Here is a 22,041-nt window from a genome sequence, read left to right as displayed (position 1 = left end):
ATTTATCCTACCTGTTTCACAATTCGTTTTGCTAATTCTTCATATTGAATTGCTGGTTTAGATTTAGGCTCATATTCTTTAAATGTCATACCTAATTCTATAGCTTCTTTTGCTGTTGCTTGAGCAAACGAAATATAAGCTAAGATATAATCTTGGGTATAACCTTTATCTTCAAGTATTTCGACTAGCATATTAAGGTTATGAGTATCCACAGCCCCCAAATAACCATCAAAAAGTGGTTTTGAATAGTTCGCAACTGTAGCTTGAGTCACATAGGTTCCCAAAAATTGTAACGATGGATTATAGTTTTTCTTTATTTTTTGCATGTAAGTTAATTGTTTAGCTACAGCATTCCTTGATTGTTTTTCTAGTAAGGTTGGAATTAATAAATAATCAGCAGCCATATGACTTGCTACCATTACATTAGAATATGAAGGGGCTGAGTCTATAAAAATAAAATCATATTTTTCCTTCAATTCTAATATACGATCTCGGAAATCAAACATACAATCAGAGTGTCTATAGTTAACCTCATTAAGTTCACTCGTTGTGCCTATGAAGTCACGTCCATCATCTAGAGTTATCGGTTTAATGTCAGTATTAGAAAAAAACAATTGATAGGTATTAGCCTCACCAGGGGTGAACTCATGCTTTAATGGTTCTTTTTCAATTTCCAATGGAAGTTCATTCGGAAAGGTACGTTCTGTTAACCCTGTAGTCCAATCCGCATCAATTTCTAGAACTGAATACCCCATTTTTTGCAAGTTGAAAGATATTTCATTAGTAGATTGAGACTTAACTACACCACCTTTCTGGCTGCACACTACTATTAGCTTGCCAAGTTTTTTTCCTGTTTTGAGTTCCATATTAGAATCCTTAGTATTTCGCATGCGAAATGTTGAGAAAGGTGTGGTGTGACAAGAATATACTTATATTAATATCAATTTTCATATCCACTCCTATGAGTCAGGCGTTTCGCCTAAAAAGACACAACTTCATGTATCTTTGAAAGCTATGAATCTAAATTCATATCTTGAGGGGATTATATCATAAATTCATTGCATATCAATATTGATATGCAATGAATTTCGCATGCGAAATTTTCTAAAAGATTATCTTATGCTTACATTAAGAACCTTCAACATACCATTTAAGTATAACTATATGATAAGTATATTTTAGTTATCGATTTTTATATCATTGAAATGATATTTGTGATTTAAACGATACACTATCATTTAAATCACAATGGAAGGCTCTTAAATTATGTTACCTATTCTTTTTACTCTTCTAGCAGTGAAACACCTATCGGCAACCCGCTCGCTTCATCGTAATCTACCACATATTTTCCAAAACCACCCTCAAGTGCTTTTTGCGAAATAGAAACTTCATTGGTTGTTTCATTAGCCACATGCACACCTGCCTTAATAAATAGTTGCCTTATATAACCAAGATAGCTATTTAATTCCATCAAGTACCCAGCAACTGTTTTAGTCATGAGACAACTAACTGGATTGTCATCAGAGATTCTTGTCAACTCATCTAACCGTTTGTGTTCTATATGTCTAGCTGAAAGATCTCTAGGCTCAAATGGCCTTGTTGTATTAGGGTTTGTTAAAAATACGCCCTTATTTTTTTTGTTCTTAACATGCTCATAAATCACCTCTGCCAGTCCATAATCTTCCCTTAACGTTAGAACAAAGACACCTGAAATTGAATTGTAACGATCGGTTCTGAATCTGTTTGTATCTACAGATGAATTATTTTGGTTAATGATGAAATCGTTATTGGCTCTTACTATCTGGTGATTATTATCACTCTGATTCTTAATCCAATGAGCTTGCCCTATACCCATTAAAGCCTCGATAATTAAAGGAAGTCCGCTACAGCCTTCTGCAATTTCACAATTTAGCCCTATGGTGGGGAGGTCTAAAGGGAAAAACAGCGAGTCATTAATAACTATTATTGTAGCATCTCCCTCACTTATGATTCCGTCGTTTATATAAGTGACTATTTTTTTATTTTTCTCTCTAACCGCTGCAGTGGTTTTTAATAGCGTTGTATATGATGCTAAACGAGCTCCTTCTTGTGTGGGGTTTAGTCTATAATTTGGGTCTTTAAATTGTTTCTCCAATTTCGGCACGGGGCTTGGGGTTATGACTTCAAACCACGTAACTTTACCATTTTTTTCTGCTTTAAAATCTGGCCCTTCCTTGTCACTGCTTAACTTATAACCATCACGAATTAGCCGATCGGAGAATAAAATCTCTGACATTCTTTGTTCGTATTTGTATGGTTCTTTAGAGAGAATTTCAGAAGTAAAGGTAGGATCATTTAATCCTAACTCATAAAACCTGTTCGCCATTAACTTAAGTCTGCCGACAGCTTCGTTGATTAGAAAGAAACCATCACCATACCTTTTCTCTAGAGTTTTTTTCCATATATTGCTTAATTCCTCTAATATCGGACAATGAAGCACATCCATTATTGCATCCCCTTTTCGTTAGTGTCTCTTAAACAAAAGACTTACTAAGTCCTATGATTAATTTCAGTCTTTTATTTTGACTTATCAAACTCACTGATGTCTTTTATATTATGACATTTTAAACATCGTAAATTAGGCCTGAAGCGGTGTTTTTTTAGTCGGTAAATAACATTTAACGTACACCTGTCTCTGTCCACTTCCCCTAAAATAAGACAGCTATAATTAGATTTTCTGCCCTAAAATTTGCAGAGGTCATAATGAAAAAAGCCCGTTTTACTGAAACTCAAATCGTTAATATTTTAAAACTCGCTGATTCTGGCATGAAAGTGGAAGATATTTGCCGCCAAAATGGGATCAGCAACGCGACTTACTATAACTGGAAATCAAAGTATGGTGGCATGGAAGCTAATGATGTTAAACGATTAAAAGAGCTTGAAGATGAAAACGCGAAACTAAAAAAGCTCTTTGCGGAAGTTAGCCTTGAAAACCACGCGATGAAGGAGCTTTTCGCAAAAAAGGGTTGGTAGTGGCTGAAAAGAAATCCTGTGCTCAGTCATTAAAGGCCGCGGGTTTATCAGTCATTAGAGCGTGTAAACTAACATCGCTACCTCGCGCTTCGTTTTATCGAAAGACTCAAAATTGGCGCGAGAAAGATAGAATCGTCATCGATGCCATACAATCTGTATTAGCGAAATCGCCACAATCGGGATTCTGGAAGTGCTATTTCCGACTGAGATTTCAAGGCTATCCTTTTAATCATAAACGAGTTTATCGTGTTTATTGTCGATTAGGATTGAATCTGAAACTACGGGTTAAAAAAGTGCTTCCGAAGCGTGAAAAAAGACCATTAGTAATTGAAAAAGTCCCGAATATTCAATGGGCATTGGATTTTATGCACGATAGTTTATATTGCGGTAAGCGCTTCAGAACTCTCAATATTATTGATGAAGGAACGCGAGAATGCTTGGCGATTGAGGTTGATACGTCATTACCGGCTGAACGTGTTATCAGGGTGCTTGAACGTTTAAAAGCCGAAAGAGGATTGCCAAAACAGATCCGAGTCGATAATGGACCTGAACTCATTTCAGTTAACTTATTGAATTATTGTGAAGATAACCAAATTTTGCTGTGCCATATTCAACCAGGAAAACCACAACAAAACGGATTTATCGAACGTTTTAATGGTTCGTTCCGTCGTGAATTTTTAAATGCGTATTTATTTGAATCGTTAAGCCAAGTTCGAGAATTAGCATGGTTTTGGCTACAAGATTATAACCAAAATCGAACTCACGAAAGTTTAAATCACCTCCCACCGGAGGCCTATCGTAAACAGTTAGAAAACTCTAATTTAATGTGTCTCAATTAATGGGGAGTGGACATCTCCACTAATCGATTTTTCAAACGATCATTTCTGGATTTTCCAACTAATCATATCTCACTAAAAATAGTTCAATTAAAGTATACCTTATCTGCACCAAGCAATATGGTACGCATTTCTTATAAAAATCGACTTATAGAGAACCAGTTCCGCACGATAAGTTTAAAGAAACTAAGCTAGTTAATGAGAAGGGATTTATAAAAAATGAGTTAACTGAAGTTTTCGAGTTTACAGGTCAATCTCATCAAAATAAAAGTGTTTTAGTGGCTCCATTTGTTGATGAAGAATTCGGATAACAAAAATATCATCGGTTCTATATCGGTAAAAAATTGCATGCTTAGAGTGGTTATGACGCCTAACCCCAACTGCAATTTCTGTATACTCGAATATCCCTTCAAAGTCTTTAGCCGCTAAATTGGAAAGTTTATACATTATGAGCGTTCTTCACTTTCTTAGCGCTGAGTGAAAAATGCGCAAATTTATTATTTGCAACAAGCCCATATTTCTTACTCCTCGCTTTATGACAAATTTGTAATCATTTTTTAATCAATAACCCATAGTTATAATGGTAGTATTAATATAAATAAACTGATAGAGAGTAAATTTGTTATGAAAAAATTAATATTGGTAATCTTAACTAGTGCGTTATGTATGACAGCTGCAGCTTCTTATGCAGACAGCATGGCTAAAGACAGCATGGCTAAAGATAGCATGGCTAAAGACAGCATGGCTAAAGACAGCATGGCTAAAGATAGCATGGCTAAAGATAGCATGGCTAAAGATAGCATGGCTAAAGATAGCATGGCTAAAGATAGCATGGCTAAAGATAGCATGGCTAAAGATAGCATGGCTAAAGATAGCATGGCTAAAGATAGCATGGCTAAAGATAGCATGGCTAAAGATAGCATGGCTAAAGATGATAAAATGTAATGCTGTATTAATAAATAATAGCTAAATATTCATATAAGTACCTTTTTTAGGTTATCTTTCTGATAAAACTAAAGAGGGTACTTTAATCTTCAGCATGAAAATAATGCTATTAAAATATTTGTCTACTTACTTTTCAAACTACTCAAAATAAAAGTGTTTTAGTGGCTCCATTTGTTGATGAAGAATTCGGATAACAAAAATATCATCGGTTCTATATCGGTAAAAAATTGCATGCTTAGAGTGGTTATGACGCCTAACCCCAACTGCAATTTCTGTACACTCGATTCCTATCAATGGATTAGGGCTAATCACTTCTAATACATCGTGTAAGTTTTTAGTGTATTCATCTGCTTTCCTAATACCAAAATTCACGAGGGTATACTCGAATATCCCTTCAAAGTCTTTAGCCGCTAAATTAGAAAGTTTATACATTATGAGCGTTCTTCACTTTCTTAGCGATATCTTGGAGTGTTAACGACGACTCACCACTTTGCTCACCTGCATCAATTAACATCTTCAATGCTGCTGTTTGCTTTTCTTGGACCTCAAGTAAACGTAGAGCAGAGCGAACGACTTCACTTGTTGAGCCATATCTTCCTGACGAAATGAGTTGATTGACAAACTCATCCAATTGAGCCCCGATTGTTACACTTGTTGTACGAGCCATAGCACCACCTTTTGTGTTAATTATTAACACAATAATTTTAGTTAGCCTATTTGATAAAATCAAGTCAATTAGACTTATAGCATTAGGGTATACCCCAAAGCGAGAACCTAAAATGCATCAAATCACTATCAATGCAATAATCTATATGCGATACTTTTAATGAGATAATTTAAATGCGATAGATTGGTGAAAAAATGTTCATACGAGCTTACCTCAGAGCCTCTTCTGAAGATCAATATGCAGATAGAGCAAAAAATATGCTAAATGATTTTGTTGAAGAACGAGGAGGACGAATTGCGAATTATTATCGCGAGCATATTAGTGGCACAAAATTAGAACGCCCTGAACTTTCGCGTTTACTCAGTGATAGTCAACAAGGTGATATTTTATTAGTTGAACAAATTGATAGGCTCACTCGATTAAACAATACCGATTGGCTAAAATTAAAAAAACAAATAGAGCAACATGAGTTACGGATTGTCAGTCTCGATATACCAACATCTTGGCAAGCCTTAAATAACCAAGATCCCACACAGAATGACCCTATCACTCAAGCTGTACTTTCTGCTATTAATACCATGTTGATTGATTTGATGGCAGCAATGTCACACAAAGATTGGATCAGTCGCCGCGAACGACAAAAACAAGGTATCGAGCGCGCTCAGACTTTAGGTAAATACAAAGGAAAGCAGGCGGATAAAGAGCGTCATGAGAAAGTGATTTATTACCGAAAAACCAAAGGACTCAGTATTCGAGAAACCGCTGAGGCTACTGGCTATAGTCGTTCACAAGTCTGTCGAATTCAACTACGTTATCAACAAAAATAATCAGCATTCTATTTAGAGAGGAAAAACGTATGGCGATACCAACAGAACAACTCCTCGGACTATTACGTCGAGGATATACAATCACCACATTTTATCGTTTATTTGCAAAGGCCGCCTTTCAATCCTCGGTTCGCATACCTGAAGGTTATCTTTTACTATCACAAAATGGGGAAGAAGAAGGCGTTTTAACGCATATCGAATTCCAGTCGATTAAATACTTACTCATCGAACACAATATATGGGAAGAAGTCATTGGTTCTACACTTTATGGTGGAAGCAGCTGGTCTTTAAAAACCAAATAGAATTAATGTGTTATTGAGAAATGAGGTATATCACGATTACCTGTCACAAAATATAATATTACATCTACTTTTATCCCCCATCAGACTCAACGTTAATGTCACTATTTTGAATAAAATCACATGCAATGAAATATAAAGACAAATAAATCACTAATACAAGATAAGTTATTTTTTTATTTCATTTTACCCACAAAAAACAGAAATAAAAATAACCAAATTACTTATCCAAACATTTAATCACTAAAAACTGCTGATTCACTGGCATAAATTGATCTAAATAGTTTCATTAATAAACGAATGATTGAGATATCTCAACCCAAACTGTAAATTACGGTCAATTATAACGTTGAAAATGAAAACTATTCGTAATTTTATGTCAATCAAATCTATCTGTTTCGTGTTCATACTTGCAACTTTATTTGCTGCTCATGCGAGCAAGGCAGCCAATATTCTGACGCTCTCAAATCGTGATGCTATTCAATTCGAACAACGCCAACGGTTAGAGTCTGAACTCAATCAACGCCAGCTATTAGAAACACAGAACAACCTCATCCTCAATAAAGACGGCATTACGCCATTAAAGGATATCTTCGCGCATCAACCCATGAACAGGATGCATCAAGAGCAAAAAATGAACTATTGAAATTTGTCGAGGGAATGGGACTACAGATTGCCTGCTGGTTTGAAGAGAATGAATCGGGCGCCCAACTTCACAGACCTGAACTCTTTCGCTTACTCAATGTGGCCATGCCAGGTGATATTATTTAAGTTGAACAGGTGGATAGAATTAGCCGCTTGAATACGGATGACTGGGAAAAATTAAAATATCTCATTGGACATAAAGGGTTGAAGGTTGTTTCTTTAGATCTCCCAACCAGCTATCAATTTATGAATCGCACCGATGAGTTTACGGAACGAATGCTTGCCGCCTTTAACAGTATGATGTTAGACATGCTGGCAGCGGTTGCGAGAAAGGATTACGAAGATAGACGTCGCCGCCAAGCCCAAGGAGTGCAAAAAGCCAAACAAGAAGGAAAATACAAAGGTCGCCCGATCAATAAAATATTACACCAAAAAATTGAATGCTTGTTGATGGAGGGGTAAAGTTATAGTCAGATAGAAAACCTGATAGGTTGTTCAAGGCATACGATCTCGAAAGTATCAAAATCCATGAAAGCAGCAAAATAAATTACTTATAATAAACCACTTCTCCCTTAAAATCCTGATATCACAGAGGTTCGAGCAAACTTTAGACTTTTGGATGAAATGGGCGAGAAACCCCTTTATGGTCTCCTCAGCAAATAGCAAAGCGTTTAAAGACATTTCCTGATTTGGATCAAACAATGAATGTAAGCCATACAACGATTTATTCAACGATACGAGCATTACCAAAGGGTGAGTTGAAAAAAGACTTATTATCCTGTCTACGTCATGAAAATAAAAAGCGAAAAGCTAACGGTGAACCTAAAAAAGATTCTATATTACAGGATATTAAAACTATTCATGAGCGCCCAGCCGAAGTTCAAGAAAGAAAAATACCGGGTCATTGGGAAGCTGATTTAATTAAAGGTAAAGACAATAAAAGTTCGATAGCAACACTTATTGAACGAAATACACGGCTCTGTATCTTGGCAACATTACCTGATGCAAAGGCAGAATCAGTGCGCAAGGCTTTAACTGAAGCTCTGAAATATTTACCTGCAGAACTGCGTAAAACGTTGACCTATGACCGTGGACGTGAGATGTCAGAACATAAAATACTCGAAGAAGATTTAGGCATAGATGTATATTTCTGTGACCCACATTCACCCTGGCAAAAAGGCACATGCGAAAATATGAATGGTTTAATTAGGCAATATTTACCTAAAGGGATTGATTTAAATCAGGCAGATCAGCATTATTTAAATCAAGTTGCCATGTCACTGAATACTCGTCCTAGAAAGGCGTTAGATTGGCTTACACCATTAGAGAAATTTGCTCAGCTTGTTGATTATCATATGGCTTTTGAAACTGTCGCACCTCATGTTTGAATTCGCCCCATATTTTTGCTACAGTGAACCAAATTAAGATCATCTATTTACTAGGCCTCGCATTTGCGGGGTTTTTAATGCTGAATAAAAGGAAAACTTGATGGAATTGCCCAATATTATGCACCCGGTCGCGAAGCTGAGCACCGCATTAGCCGCTGCATTGATGCTGAGCGGGTGCATGCCCGGTGAAATCCGCCCGACGATTGGCCAGCAAATGGAAACTGGCGACCAACGGTTTGGCGATCTGGTTTTCCGCCAGCTCGCACCGAATGTCTGGCAGCACACTTCCTATCTCGACATGCCGGGTTTCGGGGCAGTCGCTTCCAACGGTTTGATCGTCAGGGATGGCGGCCGCGTGCTGGTGGTCGATACCGCCTGGACCGATGACCAGACCGCCCAGATCCTCAACTGGATCAAGCAGGAGATCAACCTGCCGGTCGCGCTGGCGGTGGTGACTCACGCGCATCAGGACAAGATGGGCGGTATGGACGCGCTGCATGCGGCGGGGATTGCGACTTATGCCAATGCGTTGTCGAACCAGCTTGCCCCGCAAGAGGGGATGGTTGCGGCGCAACACAGCCTGACTTTCGCCGCCAATGGCTGGGTCGAACCAGCAACCGCGCCCAACTTTGGCCCGCTCAAGGTATTTTACCCCGGCCCCGGCCACACCAGTGACAATATCACCGTTGGGATCGACGGCACCGACATCGCTTTTGGTGGCTGCCTGATCAAGGACAGCAAGGCCAAGTCGCTCGGCAATCTCGGTGATGCCGACACTGAGCACTACGCCGCGTCAGCGCGCGCGTTTGGTGCGGCGTTCCCCAAGGCCAGCATGATCGTGATGAGCCATTCCGCCCCCGATAGCCGCGCCGCAATCACTCATACGGCCCGCATGGCCGACAAGCTGCGCTGAGCCATGGCTGACCACGTCACCCCCAATCTGCCATCGCGCGATTTCGATGTGACAGAGGCGTTTTATGCGAAGCTGGGCTTTGCGACGAGTTGGAAGGATCGCGGCTGGATGATCCTGCAGCGCGGCGGTTTGCAGCTCGAATTCTTCCCCTATCCTGACCTCGACCCAGCTACGAGCTCGTTCGGCTGTTGCCTGCGGTTGGATGATCTCGATGCCATGGTGGCATTGGTGAACGCGGCGGGAGCCGAGGAAAAAAGCACCGGCTGGCCGCGCTTCAAAGCTCCGCAACTGGAGGCGAGCGGCCTGAGGATCGGCTACCTGATCGATCCCGACTGCACGCTGGTGCGGCTGATCCAGAACCCCGACTGACCGCATGCCCGCGAAAATCAAGATTTGCGGGATCAGCACACCCGAGGCGCTCGATGCGACCATCGCGGCGCGGGCGGACTATGCCGGGTTGGTGTTCTATCCAGCGTCGCCCCGTGCGGTTACGTCGAATGTCGCGGGCGCTTTGACATCGCGCGCAGCTGGCCAGATCGCCATGGTCGGTTTGTTCGTCGATGCGGATGATGCTGTCATCGCCGACGCACTGGTGGCAGCCAAGCTGAACGCGCTGCAGCTGCACGGTTCGGAATCGCCCGAACGCGTGGCCCAGTTGCGCGCGCGGTTTGGCAAGCCGGTGTGGAAGGCGCTGCCCGTCGCCAGCGCCAGCGATGTCGCACGCGCCGCAGCCTATGCCGGGGCGGCGGACTTGATCTTGTTCGACGCCAAGACCCCCAAAGGCGCGCTGCCCGGCGGCATGGGGTTGGCGTTCGACTGGTCGCTGCTGGCCGGATATCGCGGTGCCTTGCCGTGGGGGCTGGCAGGCGGGCTAAATCCGACGAATGTTGCCGAGGCGATTGCGCGCACCGGAGCGCCGCTGGTCGATACCTCCAGCGGCGTCGAAAGCGCGCCGGGCGTCAAGGATACCGACAAGATTACCAATTTCGCCTTTGCGGTGCGCTTGGCCTAAATCGCGTCGATCAATAGGCGTCGTTCAGCGCAAAGATCGGCTTGCGGGTGCGCCACTGCCCTCGGGTGAAGTCGGGAAAATCTAACGTGCGATTGCCCTCAGCAATCGATTGTTCCGACAGAGGCGTGATCGCGCTCCAGGCCAGCGCGTCGTAAATGTCGATTGGCATCGGGGCCTTGGCCTTCAGCGCCTCGACAAAAGCGTGGATCACGAACCAGTCCATCCCGCCATGCCCGGCCCCTGCCGCCAGATCGGCGTAGCGTTTCCATAGCGGGTGATCGTATTTCGCAAACCAGCCCTCGGCAGGCTCCCAGCGGTGCGGCTGTGGGCTCTTGCCCTCCAGATAGATCGACTTGTTGACGTCCATCCACAGCCCCTCGGTGCCTTGCACCCGAAAGCCGAGAGAATAGGGGCGCGGCAGCGAGGTGTCGTGGCACAGCATGATCGTTTCACCATTAGTGCAGCCGATCATGGTGTTGACCACATCACCCAGTGCGAATTTCACCTCGGCGTTGGGATGATCGGCAGAGCCGTTCTTGACGACATAATCATGCAGCCCGCGCGCCTTACAGCCGAAGCCGCCAGCGCCCGCTTCGCCCGGCAACGCGACCTTCAGGGTGCGGGTCTGCGGCGGGTAGCACACGCCGGCATCGGCGCAGCCCTGGTACTTCACGGTCAGGGTGGTCGCGCTCGCGCCGGCCGCGGGCGTGCCGGTGAGGGTGCCGAGCAATTCCTTGCGGTAGGTTTCGACGTCGCCGAAGAATTCGTCGCGGTAGGCCTTGCCCTTCGGCAGCGCCATGGTCGCGCCGGTGAAGGCGGCATCGGCCTTGACCGAGGTGCGGTGCCGGTACAGGTAATAGCCGTCGGCGATCCGCCAGCGCACCTCGATGCGGTCCGGCGCGGTGGCCTGCGCGGACAGGACGAAGACCTCGTCGACCGGCGGCAGTTCGAAGTCCTGGGCGACGGCCGAGGTCGCGGGCAGCGCAAGCAGCAGGGCGAGCCCGGCCAGCCAGCGGCGCAGGCGGATCGTGGATGCGGTCATTGGCTCAGTTTACCGGTCGGCTCTCGGCGGCCAGCCATTGCAGGTATTCGGGCAGGCCGGACGCGGCTTCGACCGCGAGCAGCTCCGGGAGTTCGTAGGGATGCAGTTGGCGCAGGCGTTCCTGCAGGGCGGGGTAGGCCTCGGCACTGGTCTTGACCAGCAGCAGGACCTCGGCCGCGGCCTCGACCTTGCGTTGCCAGCGATAGACCGAACGCAGGCCGGGCAGGAGGTTGACGCAGGCGGCCAGGCGCTCGGCCACCAGCGCGGTGGCGATGCGCTCGGCGCTGTCGGCGTCGGGACAGGTGCAGAAGCAGATCAGGGCGCTCACCGGCATAGGGTAGCGGCTGCCCCGATCCGGCGGGCCTGGCGGACATCCGCGTGCGGCCCTTGAAAGTCGGCGGGCCCGCCCCATCTCGGTGGCATGCCGGGTTCGCCCGGTTCTGTTGTCCGCGGTTTGGCACTCGCTTCGCGCGACTGCTAAAATCGCCGGGTTTTTCCACGTCAATCAACCATTTACCGAGGTTGCCATGTCCAATATCAAGCCGCTGCACGACCGCGTGGTCATCAAGCGCATGGAAGAAGAGAAGCTGTCCGCCGGCGGGATCGTGATCCCGGATTCGGCCACCGAGAAGCCGATCAAGGGCGAAGTCGTCGCCGTCGGCACCGGCAAGGTGCTGGACAACGGCCAGGTCCGCGCGCCGCAGGTCAAGGTCGGCGACAAGGTGCTGTTCGGCAAGTACAGCGGCACCGAAGTGAAGCTGGACGGCGTCGAGCTGCTGGTGGTGAAGGAAGACGACCTGTTCGCGATCCTCGGCTGATCGCGCGTCGCTCCCACACATTTCTCATCCGAATAATTTTTCGAGGTAATTCGCAATGGCTGCCAAGGACATTCGTTTCGGCGAAGACGCGCGCTCCAAGATGGTGCGCGGCGTCAACGTGCTCGCCAACGCCGTGAAGGCGACCCTCGGCCCGAAGGGCCGCAACGTCGTGCTGCAGAAGAGCTACGGCGCGCCGACCATCACCAAGGACGGCGTCTCCGTCGCCAAGGAAATCGAACTGGCTGACGCGTTCGAGAACATGGGCGCGCAGATGGTGAAGGAAGTCGCTTCCAAGACCTCCGACAACGCCGGCGACGGCACCACCACCGCCACCGTGCTGGCGCAGGCGTTCATCCGCGAGGGCATGAAGGCGGTCGCCGCCGGCATGAACCCGATGGACCTGAAGCGCGGCATCGACCAGGCGGTGAAGGCCGCGGTCGGCGAACTGAAGTCGCTGTCCAAGCCGTCGTCGACCAGCAAGGAAATCGCCCAGGTCGGCGCGATCTCCGCGAACTCGGATGCCAACATCGGCGACCTGATCGCGCAGGCGATGGACAAGGTCGGCAAGGAAGGCGTGATCACGGTCGAGGAAGGCAGCGGCCTGGACAACGAACTCGACGTGGTCGAGGGCATGCAGTTCGACCGCGGCTACCTGAGCCCGTACTTCGTCAACAACCAGCAGTCGATGTCGGCCGACCTGGATGATCCCTTCATCCTGCTGTACGACAAGAAGATCTCCAACGTGCGCGACCTGCTGCCCGTCCTCGAGGGCGTGGCCAAGGCCGGCAAGCCGCTGCTGATCGTGGCGGAGGAAGTCGAAGGCGAAGCGCTGGCGACCCTGGTGGTCAACACCATCCGCGGCATCGTCAAGGTCTGCGCGGTGAAGGCCCCGGGCTTCGGCGACCGTCGCAAGGCGATGCTGGAAGACATGGCGATCCTGACCGGCGGCGTGGTGATTTCCGAGGAAGTCGGCCTGTCGCTGGAGAAGGCCACCATCAAGGACCTCGGCCGCGCCAAGAAGATCCAGGTGTCGAAGGAAAACACCACCATCATCGATGGCGCCGGCGAAGGCGCGGGCATCGAGGCGCGCATCAAGCAGATCAAGGCGCAGATCGAGGAGACCTCCTCCGACTACGACCGCGAGAAGCTGCAGGAGCGCGTGGCCAAGCTGGCCGGCGGCGTTGCGGTGATCAAGGTCGGTGCCGCCACCGAAGTCGAGATGAAGGAAAAGAAGGCGCGCGTCGAAGACGCCCTGCACGCGACCCGTGCGGCCGTCGAGGAAGGCATCGTCCCGGGCGGCGGCGTCGCCCTGATCCGTGCCAAGGCGGCGATCGCCGGCATCAAGGGCGTGAACGAAGACCAGAACCACGGCATCCAGATCGCCCTGCGCGCGATGGAAGCCCCGCTGCGCGAGATCGTGACCAATGCCGGCGATGAGCCGTCGGTCATCCTCAACCGCGTGGTCGAAGGTTCGGGTGCGTTCGGCTACAACGCCGCCAACGGCGAGTTCGGCGACATGATCGAGTTCGGCATCCTGGACCCGACCAAGGTCACCCGCACCGCGCTGCAGAACGCCGCGTCGATCGCGGGCCTGATGATCACCACCGAAGCGATGGTGGCCGAGGCCCCGAAGAAGGACGAGCCGGCGATGCCGGCCGGCGGCGGCATGGGCGGCATGGGCGGCATGGATTTCTAAGCCCCGCGATCCATCAAGCAAGACCACAAAGCCCGGCCTCGTGCCGGGCTTTGTGCGTTCTGGCGTCCGAGGCGGGAGACTTCCTACCCGCCCCGCGGCAATGTCTGACGCGAAGATCAGAAAACGCCGATATGAACGCGTGCTCGCGGGCGCAACCCTGAGCAGCCGTCCCTGCAACGGAGCGCTGCGTGCCGCGCCTGACCGCACCCCGGCGGCAGGCCGAGGTGTGCGCGCCACTGCCGGCCGCCCACGCCGCTGCGCGTTACGCGCGCCACCTGCCCGAGCGCACGCTGCTGTACGCGCTAGTGCAGGCGCACTACCCGGACTTCATCGCGCGTCTTGAGGCCGAAGACCGCCCGCTGCCCGAGTATGTGCGCGAGGAGTTCGAGACCTACCTGCGCTGCGGCGTGCTCGAGCACGGCTTCCTGCGCGTGGTCTGCGAGCACTGTCGTGCCGAGAGGCTGGTGGCGTATTCCTGCAAGAAGCGCGGGCTGTGCCCGAGCTGCGGCGCACGGCGCATGGCCGAGTCGGCGCGGCATCTGGTGGACGAGGTGTTCGGCCCGCGGCCGGTGCGGCAATGGGTGCTGAGTTTCCCGTACCCGTTGCGCTTCCTGTTCGCCAGCAAGCCTGAGGCGATCGGCCCGGTGCTGGGCATCGTGCATCGTGTGATCGCCGGTTGGCTTGCCGATCAGGCCGGCGTGCCGCGGGATACGGCGCAATGCGGCGTGGTGACCCTGATCCAGCGCTTCGGCAGCGCGCTGAATCTCAACATCCACTTCCACATGCTGTGGCTCGACGGCGTGTACGAGGACACCACCGAGCGTCCGCAGCGCAAGCCGCGCCTGCACCGCACCCGTGCGCCCACATCGGCGCAACTGACGGAACTGGCCAACACCATCGCGCATCGCGTGTGCCGGCACCTGTCGCGCCGCGGCTGGCTCGAAGGCGAAGACGAATCCGTGTTCCTGTCCGACAGCGCGGGTAGCGACGACGGCATGGATGGGCTGCGGATGAGTTCGATGACCTACCGCATCGCCACCGGTCGCGACGCTGGCCGCAAGGTCGTCACGCTGCAAACGCTGCCTGGCGACGCCGGTCCGCTGGAGGGCGACGCCGGCAAGGTCGGCGGCTTCTCGCTGCATGCCGGCGTGGCCGCGGAAGCACACGAAAGCCACAAGCTCGAAAAGCTGTGCCGCTACATCACGCGCCCGGCGATCAGCGAGCAGCGGCTATCGATCTCGCCACAGGGCAGGGTGCGTTACCAGCTCAAGACGCCGTGGCGCAATGGCACCACGCATGTCGAATGGGATGCGGTGGACTTCATCGCCAAGCTGGCGGCACTGGTCCCGCCGCCACGCGCGCATCTCACCCGCTTCCACGGCGTATTCGCCCCGAATGCAAACCTGCGCGCGCAGCTGACGCCCTCGGGGCGCGGCAGGCGGCCTGCGGGCGATGCGGCGCCAGTGGACGTCAGCGCCCACGACGAGCCGCGCAGCCCCGAGCAGAAGCGCCGTGCGATGAGCTGGGCGCAACGGCTCAAGCGGGTCTTTTCCATCGACATCACCACCTGCGCCCACTGCGGCGGCGCGGTGCGGATCGTCGCCAGCATCGAAGACCCCAAGGCCATTCGCGCCATCCTCGCCCACTTCGAGAAACACGGCGCGCTGGAGCAAGCGCACTACCGGCCCGCAGCGCGCGCCCCGCCGCCCGCCGCGTGATGAGGCGCCGGCCACACAGCCGGCAGCCAAGCCAGAGTCCGATCCGATGCGGCCACGACCCCGCAGGGCTGCGCTCGGCCCTGTGCCGGGATTCGGTGAGAAATGGCTACGCACTGAGCCGCTGCGTGGCCCCGCGATGTCGAAAACCCACGCATGAACCCCCGATCTGTGCCCGATCTGTGCCCAAAGCGGCGCTTGCGCGGCCGCTTCCTACCCGCCAGACTCGCCAAAAAGGGCGGTTGAACTTCCTATACCCATATCCCACTTTAGGTTTGGCAGCACCTTTTCAATCAGGTGGTTGTTTACACCAATCCAGCTATTGGCCAATTGAATATTGGTTTCGTCTACTTTTTTTGATTTTTTAAACAGCTTGGTAAAACCGAGTGCCAAAACAGGGGGACCATGTAAAAACGTGCTTCCTGTAATGACTGAACCAACTGTGAGTCCTTTACTGACTTTTTGCAATAAGGATGCTTTTTTATGAGCAGTAGACATAAATCTAACCTTGAGTGTAGAGATTTAAAAAAATGTTCCAACTATAAACAACGGAAATTGAAATACAATTGTATATTTGAAGATGTTGACATTTTTTATGGATTTACCCATTTTCTGCAATTTTAATCCACTTTATCATAAGTGAAGCATTGGTATTTGGTGTATAAAGTTCTTAAAAACTTTTATTGAAACATATATCTCATGTTTTTAGAAATCCGATAAATTGAAAACAATGGAGGGCAGAGTAAAACTTGAAGTGCGACATAAACCACCTAATTAATTTAAAGGGTTTATGGAGTATATAAAATTGTCATACCATCATCTTAACTTTGAAGATCGTACTGCATTAATGCTTGAGTCAAGAAAAGAAGGCTTTTCAGCCAGAAAATTTGCTGAACTCATTAAAAGACATCCTAGTACGATCTATCGTGAGCTTAAAAGAAATAGCATCAATGACGTTTATCAAGCTCGATATGCTTCTGATAACACCTTCGCTAGACGTAGACGTGGTCACAGAAAACTCAAAATCGATTCAATCCTCTGGAAATTTATTGTTGAAGCGATCCGTTGTTTATGGGGTTACGCGCCCATTTCATCGAAAAGTCCAAAGTTTGCTCTTAGCCCTGTAATATCAAGGGCTACAGGCGATATCTTATACGGTAGCATTAACACTCGATGCTATTACATTGAAAAATTAAAATTTAGAAACCCTGCCGTCTAAGGATATATTAGTAAAACTTATTGCCGATATGAAAATTACGGTAAGGGCGTTATTACGAAAAAATGTTGAGCCGTATGAGCAATTAATTGATTTTATGTTGCAGTACCCAATACTGATTAATAGACCGATTGTTGTTACACCAGTAGGAACTAAGCTTTACCGACCTTCAGAAGTCGTTTTGGATATATTACCTCATTCGCAACAACGTGAATTTATCAAAGAAGATGGCGAGGTTATTGTTGATAAACAAGGCATCAGAGTAAAGTAAATCTCTGACGATATTTATCATGATGAGCGTACCGATGTATGGCATCAGTACGCTCATGTTAATCCGGTACTTGCTTAAGGTCGTTGATATTGGTATTTTAAAAAAAACATACTATTCATAGGAACAGCTGATCATATTATGCGCCTTACGCCACCCTGAGATACCTCCTTCCTTTTAGGTTGATACTAAATCAGCCAATTCCCACATCCCTTCTTTGGGATAATTTCGTTTATTTAAAATATAATCTCCCATCTTGGGATTGATAGATTACAAGGTAGTCTAATATGCTTTTGTCCTCCACTCGTCAGGACTGGCTGGGTAATATCCGTGGGGATGTCCTAGCCGGTATTGTTGTTGCTTTAGCGTTAATTCCTGAAGCTATCGCTTTTTCAATTATTGCCGGCGTCGACCCCAAAGTGGGGTTATACGCCGCATTTTCTATTGCGGTAATTATCGCTTTTATCGGGGGGCGCCCCGGCATGATTTCCTCCGCAACGGGTGCAATGGCACTTTTAATGGTCGTTCTGGTGAAAGAACATGGCCTTCAGTACCTATTAGCTGCGACGGTATTAACTGGGATATTTCAAGTTATCGCAGGATATTTAAAGCTCGGTAATTTAATGCGGTTTGTTTCACGCTCTGTCGTAACGGGGTTTGTTAATGCGTTAGCTATCTTGATTTTTTTAGCCCAACTTCCAGAGTTAACCCATGTAAGTTGGTATGTTTATGCGATGACCGCGGCAGGCTTAGGGATTATCTATCTGTTTCCATTAATCAATAAGACCATTCCTTCACCATTAGTGTGTATCGTTGTATTAACGGTAATTTCAATTAGTCTGGGTCTTGATATCCGCACAGTCGGTGATATGGGCGTTTTGCCTGACAGTTTACCCATCTTCCTTGTGCCTGATATTCCCTTGAATATCGAAACGCTACTGGTCATATTACCCTACTCACTAGCGCTTGCCGTTGTTGGCTTATTGGAATCGATGATGACCGCAACTATTGTGGATGATTTGACCGATACAACCAGTGATAAAAATCGAGAATGCAAAGGGCAAGGTATTGCGAATATTGCCACTGCCTTTATTGGCGGGATGGCAGGATGTGCGATGATTGGTCAATCCATCATCAATATTAAATCGGGTGGCCGAGGCCGATTATCTACGTTGGTTGCCGGTATTGTTTTATTGTTAATGGTGGTTTTTCTTAATGATTGGGTATCAAAAATTCCAATGGCGGCGTTAGTTGCTGTGATGATTATGGTGTCAATTGGAACCTTTTCTTGGCGCTCCCTTGCTGATATACGAGTTCATCCGCTATCAACCAGTGTCGTTATGATAGCCACCGTCATTGTTGTCGTTTGGACCCATAATATGGCTTACGGGGTACTTGTCGGAGTGCTCATCACAGCGCTTAATTTTGCTAATAAAGTCGCGCGATACATGACAGTTACATCAAGCAGGGATAAAAAAGCACGCCATTATGAGGTTCGAGGACAAATTTTCTTTGCTACATCGGAACGCTTTGTTAATGCTTTTGATTTTAAAGAAGACATTGATAAAGCGATTATCGATATGGATCATGCTCATTTTTGGGATATCACCTCCGTCAGTGCGTTAGATAAAGTGGTGATTAAGTTTAGACGTGAAGGCATTGATGTTGAAATTAAAGGGATGAATGAAGCCACTGCAACATTGGTTGATAAATTTGGTATTCATGACGACCCGAAAAAAATTGAAAAATTCATGGGAGGTCATTAATTATGGCAGCAGATATCATTCAAAAAAATTGCGTAATTGGGTGTATTGACCGTTCGTCTTCGGCAATTGCCGTTTGTCAGGCCAGTGTCTGGATAGCCCAAACACTCGACCTACCACTGACACTGTTACACATGAATGAAAAAATCTCGACATCAGCACACCATGATTTAAGTGGGATCATAGGATTTGATACCCGAGAAACTTTATTGAATGAACTCGTGGATATTGAGGAAAAGCGAGCGCGTTTAACCCGTGAGGAAGGCCGACAATTATTGATGAGAGCAAAAAAAATCACTCAAGATTTAGGTCTTCATGATGTTAATACACTTCAGCGACAAGGAACGTTAGCCGAAGTACTAAATCAAGAAGATACGCATATTGTTGTACTCGGTCGTCGAGGCGAGCAATCTGAGTTAACGGGTCATATTGGCCGTCAACTCGAAGGCATTATTCGACTTCAAAAAAACTCAGTGCTTATCTGTAAGCGAAACTTTACCCCACCGAAAAAGATGATGATTGCATTTGATGGCAGTGAGGAAGGTGAACGAATCATTCATCGGTTAACACAAGTGAAATTATTAGCCGATAGTGATTGCTATCTGGTGATGTACGGTAACCAAGACTGTCAGCTCAAAAAAGCACAAAACCAACTTCATCAAGCCGGTATTCAGGTGAAAGCCAATTTACTTGAGGGTGACAATAGCATCGTTGATGAGTTGTGTAACTTTGCAGTACAACACCATATTGATTTGATCATCATGGGGGCTTTTGGTCATTCGCGATTGAGGCAATTTTTTACCGGAAGTCATACGACAGAGATGATACATAAAACGCCCGTGTCATTACTCATCATTCGTTAGTTTTTTCGTCTATAGTCATTATTACCAAGAGAGGTGACTCGCTTTCGTCACCTCTCTATCATAATAAGTGGCTACGATTTATCGACAATATGAATAAAATGAATGTGTTTTTCATATTGATCGAGGATATCATGAATAATCTGCGCTTCACTCCATCCCATAATATCGTAGTCTTGCCCACCTTCCTTTAAATAAACTTCAGCGCGGTAGTATTTCTGAGACTCATTATTTTCATCATCATCCATACCCACTAATGCAAAAGAAGGCGTCAGATAGTCCCGTAATCGTATTTCATAGAGAAAATTGAAGTTCTCACCAAATTGTACTTCAAGAGTCACCCTATCGTCTTTCTCATTATGGATAGCGGCCTCGGTCCCCTGCTTTTCCAACTCAGTGACAACAGATTGCATAGCAGGCTCAATCACTTCAGTCATGAAACGTTTAACCTGATTACGTTTAGGAAAGAAAGCTATTTTACGTAATCGACGCTCCCATGATAACCCCCCACGTCCGGTATTCGGTGCTAAGGTAGCGAGCTGTTGACTGTCTTTTTTATACACATCAATCCGTAAAGCTTTTAGCAATCCGACAATAGCAATCAATAAAATAATCGCAAAGGGGAGTGCGGTCGCTATCGTCATGGTTTGCAATGCCGTTAATCCGCCGGCCAGTAAAAGTGTGATTGCAACGGCCCCCATCAAAAAAGCCCAAAAGATACGTTGCCAAACAGGTGTATGTATTTCCCCCCCAGAGGCCAATGTATCGACAACCATCGCCCCAGAATCCGCAGATGTCACAAAAAAAACAATGACCATCAACATAGCGACAAAAGAAAGAACAGATGAAAACGGAAAGTAATTTAAAAATTCAAATAAGGCGAGAGCAACATCTTTTTGAACGACTTGCGCCAACATTTCTGCCCCATTATCACGGATCAAATGGATGGCACTATTTCCAAAAAAAGTCATCCAAAGCAGTGTAAACCCAGCAGGAACAAACAAAACACCTGTAACAAACTCACGAATAGTACGGCCTCGAGAGATCCTCGCAATAAACATGCCCACAAAAGGGGACCATGAAAGCCACCATCCCCAATACAATAATGTCCATCCCCCTAACCATTCACTCGATTGCGGCTCATAGGCATAAAGATTGAAGGTTTTATTGATGATATCTGAAAGATAAGCCCCGGTATTTTGGACAAAAGATTTAAGTAACAGTACTGTCGGGCCTAAAATCCCAATTAATAATAATAATAAACCCGCTAAACTGAGGTTGAGTTCAGAGAGAATTCGTATGCCTTTATCTAAACCACTGACGACTGATAACGTCGCTAATCCCGTGATCACCACGATCAAAATTACTTGCATCGTTGGACTGACAGGAAAACCAAATAAATGTGCTAATCCTGCGTTGACTTGCAAAACACCAAATCCAAGCGAAGTTGCAACGCCAAAAACGGTGCCAACAACAGCAAAAATATCAACGGCATGTCCCATTGGGCCATAGATACGTTCACCAATGATGGGATAGAGAGCTGAACGCAATGTAAGCGGTAAGCCATGTCGATAACTAAAAAAAGCGAGAATTAAGGCGACAATGGCATAAATCGCCCAAGCATGTAAGCCCCAATGGAAAAATGTAATTTCCATTGCTTCTCTTGCAGCTTGAACCGTTTGTGGGTCTCCAACGGGGGGAGCAAGATAGTGCATCACGGGTTCTGCGACCCCGAAAAACATCAGTCCAATGCCCATTCCAGCAGAAAACAACATAGCGAACCAGGAAAGATAACTAAATTGCGGTTGAGCATGATCTGGACCGAGTTTGATTTGGCCAAATCGAGAGAGCCCTAAATAGGCGACGGTCAATAAAATTAATGCGACGGCCAGAATATAAAACCAACTGGCATTCTCAAAAAGTTGAGCTTGTAGGGTTTTTAACAAAATTTCAGAACGTTGAGGAAAAATAGCGGCTACTGCAACGACACATAAAATAATAAAAGCGGAAACAAAGAAAACGGGCGGATTTATCTTCCCCCACGTTTGAGACTTTTGTGGTGATGATGACATTCAATCTCCCTTTTAATGCGTGCTCATGATTGTCATGAAGCTCGGTT

General features: G+C 47.2%; 20 protein-coding genes and 7 pseudogenes. 16 read left to right on the top strand and 11 right to left on the bottom strand.

Annotated features, from left to right (window positions below; translation table 11 throughout):
- Positions 1-2: 2 nt before the first annotated feature.
- Positions 3-866: a ParA family protein gene (locus RB151_RS22600; RefSeq protein WP_071548932.1), complete on the bottom strand. Its 864-nt coding sequence runs from the start codon at positions 864-866 to the stop codon at positions 3-5.
- Positions 867-1,282: 416 nt separating this feature from the next.
- Positions 1,283-2,485: a hypothetical protein gene (locus RB151_RS22595; protein WP_071548931.1), complete on the bottom strand. Its 1,203-nt coding sequence runs from the start codon at positions 2,483-2,485 to the stop codon at positions 1,283-1,285.
- A gap of 257 nt (positions 2,486-2,742) precedes the next feature.
- Here RB151_RS22595 and RB151_RS22585 point away from each other — a divergent pair.
- Positions 2,743-3,851 (top strand): IS3 family transposase gene (locus tag RB151_RS22585; protein ID WP_420794215.1). Its coding sequence is split into 2 segments (ribosomal slippage): positions 2,743-3,004 and positions 3,004-3,851, totalling 1,110 coding nucleotides; the frame shifts between segments, so codons are not numbered across the junction.
- Between the two features lie 240 nt (positions 3,852-4,091).
- Here RB151_RS22585 and RB151_RS22580 read toward each other — a convergent pair.
- From RB151_RS22580 to RB151_RS22565, 4 genes are all read right to left on the bottom strand, one after another.
- Positions 4,092-4,295, bottom strand: coding sequence for a type II toxin-antitoxin system RelE/ParE family toxin (locus RB151_RS22580; protein ID WP_071548929.1), 204 nt, complete (start codon positions 4,293-4,295; stop codon positions 4,092-4,094).
- A gap of 213 nt (positions 4,296-4,508) precedes the next feature.
- Entirely contained in the window at positions 4,509-4,766 is a 258-nt protein-coding gene (locus RB151_RS24670; protein WP_369109528.1) for a pentapeptide repeat-containing protein, read from the bottom strand.
- A 165-nt stretch (positions 4,767-4,931) separates the two neighbouring features.
- Positions 4,932-5,225 carry a type II toxin-antitoxin system RelE/ParE family toxin gene (locus RB151_RS22570; protein WP_071548928.1) on the bottom strand — a complete coding sequence of 98 codons (294 nt, stop codon included), beginning with the start codon at positions 5,223-5,225 and terminating at the stop codon, positions 4,932-4,934.
- Complete coding sequence (locus RB151_RS22565; protein ID WP_071548927.1) at positions 5,218-5,460, bottom strand: type II toxin-antitoxin system ParD family antitoxin; 243 nt, start codon at positions 5,458-5,460, stop codon at positions 5,218-5,220. The genes RB151_RS22570 and RB151_RS22565 overlap by 8 nt, the downstream gene beginning before the upstream one ends.
- A gap of 194 nt (positions 5,461-5,654) precedes the next feature.
- Here RB151_RS22565 and RB151_RS22560 point away from each other — a divergent pair, with 194 nt between their 5' ends.
- The 8 genes and pseudogenes from RB151_RS22560 (at position 5,655) to RB151_RS22525 (ending at position 10,544) form a co-directional block, all read left to right on the top strand.
- Positions 5,655-6,287, top strand: coding sequence for a recombinase family protein (locus tag RB151_RS22560; RefSeq protein WP_071548926.1), 633 nt, complete (start codon positions 5,655-5,657; stop codon positions 6,285-6,287).
- Between the two features lie 29 nt (positions 6,288-6,316).
- The gene (locus RB151_RS22555) at positions 6,317-6,589 is read left to right on the top strand and encodes a hypothetical protein (RefSeq protein WP_071548925.1); all 273 of its coding nucleotides are present in this window, start codon (positions 6,317-6,319) and stop codon (positions 6,587-6,589) included.
- 373 nt (positions 6,590-6,962) lie between these two features.
- Positions 6,963-7,232, top strand: coding sequence for a hypothetical protein (locus tag RB151_RS24530; protein WP_141240695.1), 270 nt, complete (start codon positions 6,963-6,965; stop codon positions 7,230-7,232).
- Positions 7,166-7,777: pseudogene (locus RB151_RS22545) on the top strand (recombinase family protein). The gene RB151_RS24530 and the pseudogene RB151_RS22545 overlap by 67 nt, the downstream one beginning before the upstream one ends.
- A gap of 95 nt (positions 7,778-7,872) precedes the next feature.
- Positions 7,873-8,619, top strand: a pseudogene (locus tag RB151_RS22540) (IS30-like element ISAba125 family transposase); the annotation flags it as partial.
- A gap of 100 nt (positions 8,620-8,719) precedes the next feature.
- Complete coding sequence (locus tag RB151_RS22535; RefSeq protein WP_004201164.1) at positions 8,720-9,532, top strand: subclass B1 metallo-beta-lactamase NDM-1; 813 nt, start codon at positions 8,720-8,722, stop codon at positions 9,530-9,532.
- A 3-nt stretch (positions 9,533-9,535) separates the two neighbouring features.
- Positions 9,536-9,901, top strand: coding sequence for a bleomycin binding protein Ble-MBL (gene ble, locus RB151_RS22530; RefSeq protein WP_004201167.1), 366 nt, complete (start codon positions 9,536-9,538; stop codon positions 9,899-9,901).
- Between the two features lie 4 nt (positions 9,902-9,905).
- Entirely contained in the window at positions 9,906-10,544 is a 639-nt protein-coding gene (locus RB151_RS22525; protein ID WP_004201168.1) for a phosphoribosylanthranilate isomerase, read from the top strand.
- 10 nt (positions 10,545-10,554) lie between these two features.
- Here RB151_RS22525 and RB151_RS24525 read toward each other — a convergent pair.
- The 3 genes and pseudogenes from RB151_RS24525 to cutA form a co-directional block, all read right to left on the bottom strand.
- A pseudogene (locus tag RB151_RS24525) lies at positions 10,555-11,121 on the bottom strand (twin-arginine translocation (TAT) pathway signal sequence domain protein); the annotation flags it as partial.
- A gap of 90 nt (positions 11,122-11,211) precedes the next feature.
- Positions 11,212-11,586, bottom strand: a pseudogene (locus tag RB151_RS24520) (protein-disulfide reductase DsbD domain-containing protein); the annotation flags it as partial.
- A gap of 4 nt (positions 11,587-11,590) precedes the next feature.
- Positions 11,591-11,920, bottom strand: coding sequence for a divalent-cation tolerance protein CutA (cutA, locus tag RB151_RS22515; protein ID WP_004201171.1), 330 nt, complete (start codon positions 11,918-11,920; stop codon positions 11,591-11,593).
- Between the two features lie 193 nt (positions 11,921-12,113).
- On the opposite strand from cutA, the gene groES reads away from it, so the two are divergent.
- From groES to RB151_RS22500, 3 genes are all read left to right on the top strand, one after another.
- Positions 12,114-12,404 (top strand): co-chaperone GroES, encoded by a 291-nt coding sequence (gene groES, locus RB151_RS22510; protein ID WP_004201172.1) that lies wholly within the window; start codon positions 12,114-12,116, stop codon positions 12,402-12,404.
- A gap of 55 nt (positions 12,405-12,459) precedes the next feature.
- Positions 12,460-14,100: a chaperonin GroEL gene (gene groL / locus RB151_RS22505; RefSeq protein WP_004201176.1), complete on the top strand. Its 1,641-nt coding sequence runs from the start codon at positions 12,460-12,462 to the stop codon at positions 14,098-14,100.
- Positions 14,101-14,336: 236 nt separating this feature from the next.
- Entirely contained in the window at positions 14,337-15,818 is a 1,482-nt protein-coding gene (locus RB151_RS22500) for an IS91 family transposase (protein WP_032723056.1), read from the top strand.
- A 249-nt stretch (positions 15,819-16,067) separates the two neighbouring features.
- On the opposite strand, the pseudogene RB151_RS22490 reads toward RB151_RS22500, so the two are convergent.
- Positions 16,068-16,313: pseudogene (locus RB151_RS22490) on the bottom strand (hypothetical protein); the annotation flags it as partial.
- Positions 16,314-16,605: 292 nt separating this feature from the next.
- Between RB151_RS22490 and RB151_RS23100 the strand changes: the two are divergent.
- The 4 genes and pseudogenes from RB151_RS23100 to RB151_RS22470 form a co-directional block, all read left to right on the top strand.
- Positions 16,606-16,926: pseudogene (locus RB151_RS23100) on the top strand (helix-turn-helix domain-containing protein); the annotation flags it as partial.
- 88 nt (positions 16,927-17,014) lie between these two features.
- Positions 17,015-17,302 (top strand): annotated as a pseudogene (locus RB151_RS22480) (ArsC/Spx/MgsR family protein); the annotation flags it as partial.
- A gap of 284 nt (positions 17,303-17,586) precedes the next feature.
- Entirely contained in the window at positions 17,587-19,065 is a 1,479-nt protein-coding gene (locus RB151_RS22475; protein ID WP_071548922.1) for a SulP family inorganic anion transporter, read from the top strand.
- Between the two features lie 2 nt (positions 19,066-19,067).
- Positions 19,068-19,925, top strand: a complete 858-nt coding sequence (locus tag RB151_RS22470; RefSeq protein ID WP_071548921.1) for a universal stress protein — start codon at positions 19,068-19,070, stop codon at positions 19,923-19,925.
- Positions 19,926-19,996: 71 nt separating this feature from the next.
- On the opposite strand, the gene RB151_RS22465 is transcribed toward RB151_RS22470, so the two are convergent.
- Positions 19,997-21,994, bottom strand: a complete 1,998-nt coding sequence (locus RB151_RS22465; protein WP_071548920.1) for a BCCT family transporter — start codon at positions 21,992-21,994, stop codon at positions 19,997-19,999.
- Positions 21,995-22,041 lie beyond the last annotated feature (47 nt).

It is taken from the genome of Providencia rettgeri (genome assembly GCF_001874625.1).
Taxonomy (GTDB): Bacteria; Pseudomonadota; Gammaproteobacteria; order Enterobacterales; family Enterobacteriaceae; genus Providencia; species Providencia huashanensis.
Note: the sequence above shows the minus strand (reverse complement) of the source record. Positions and strands in the feature narration are given on the sequence as shown.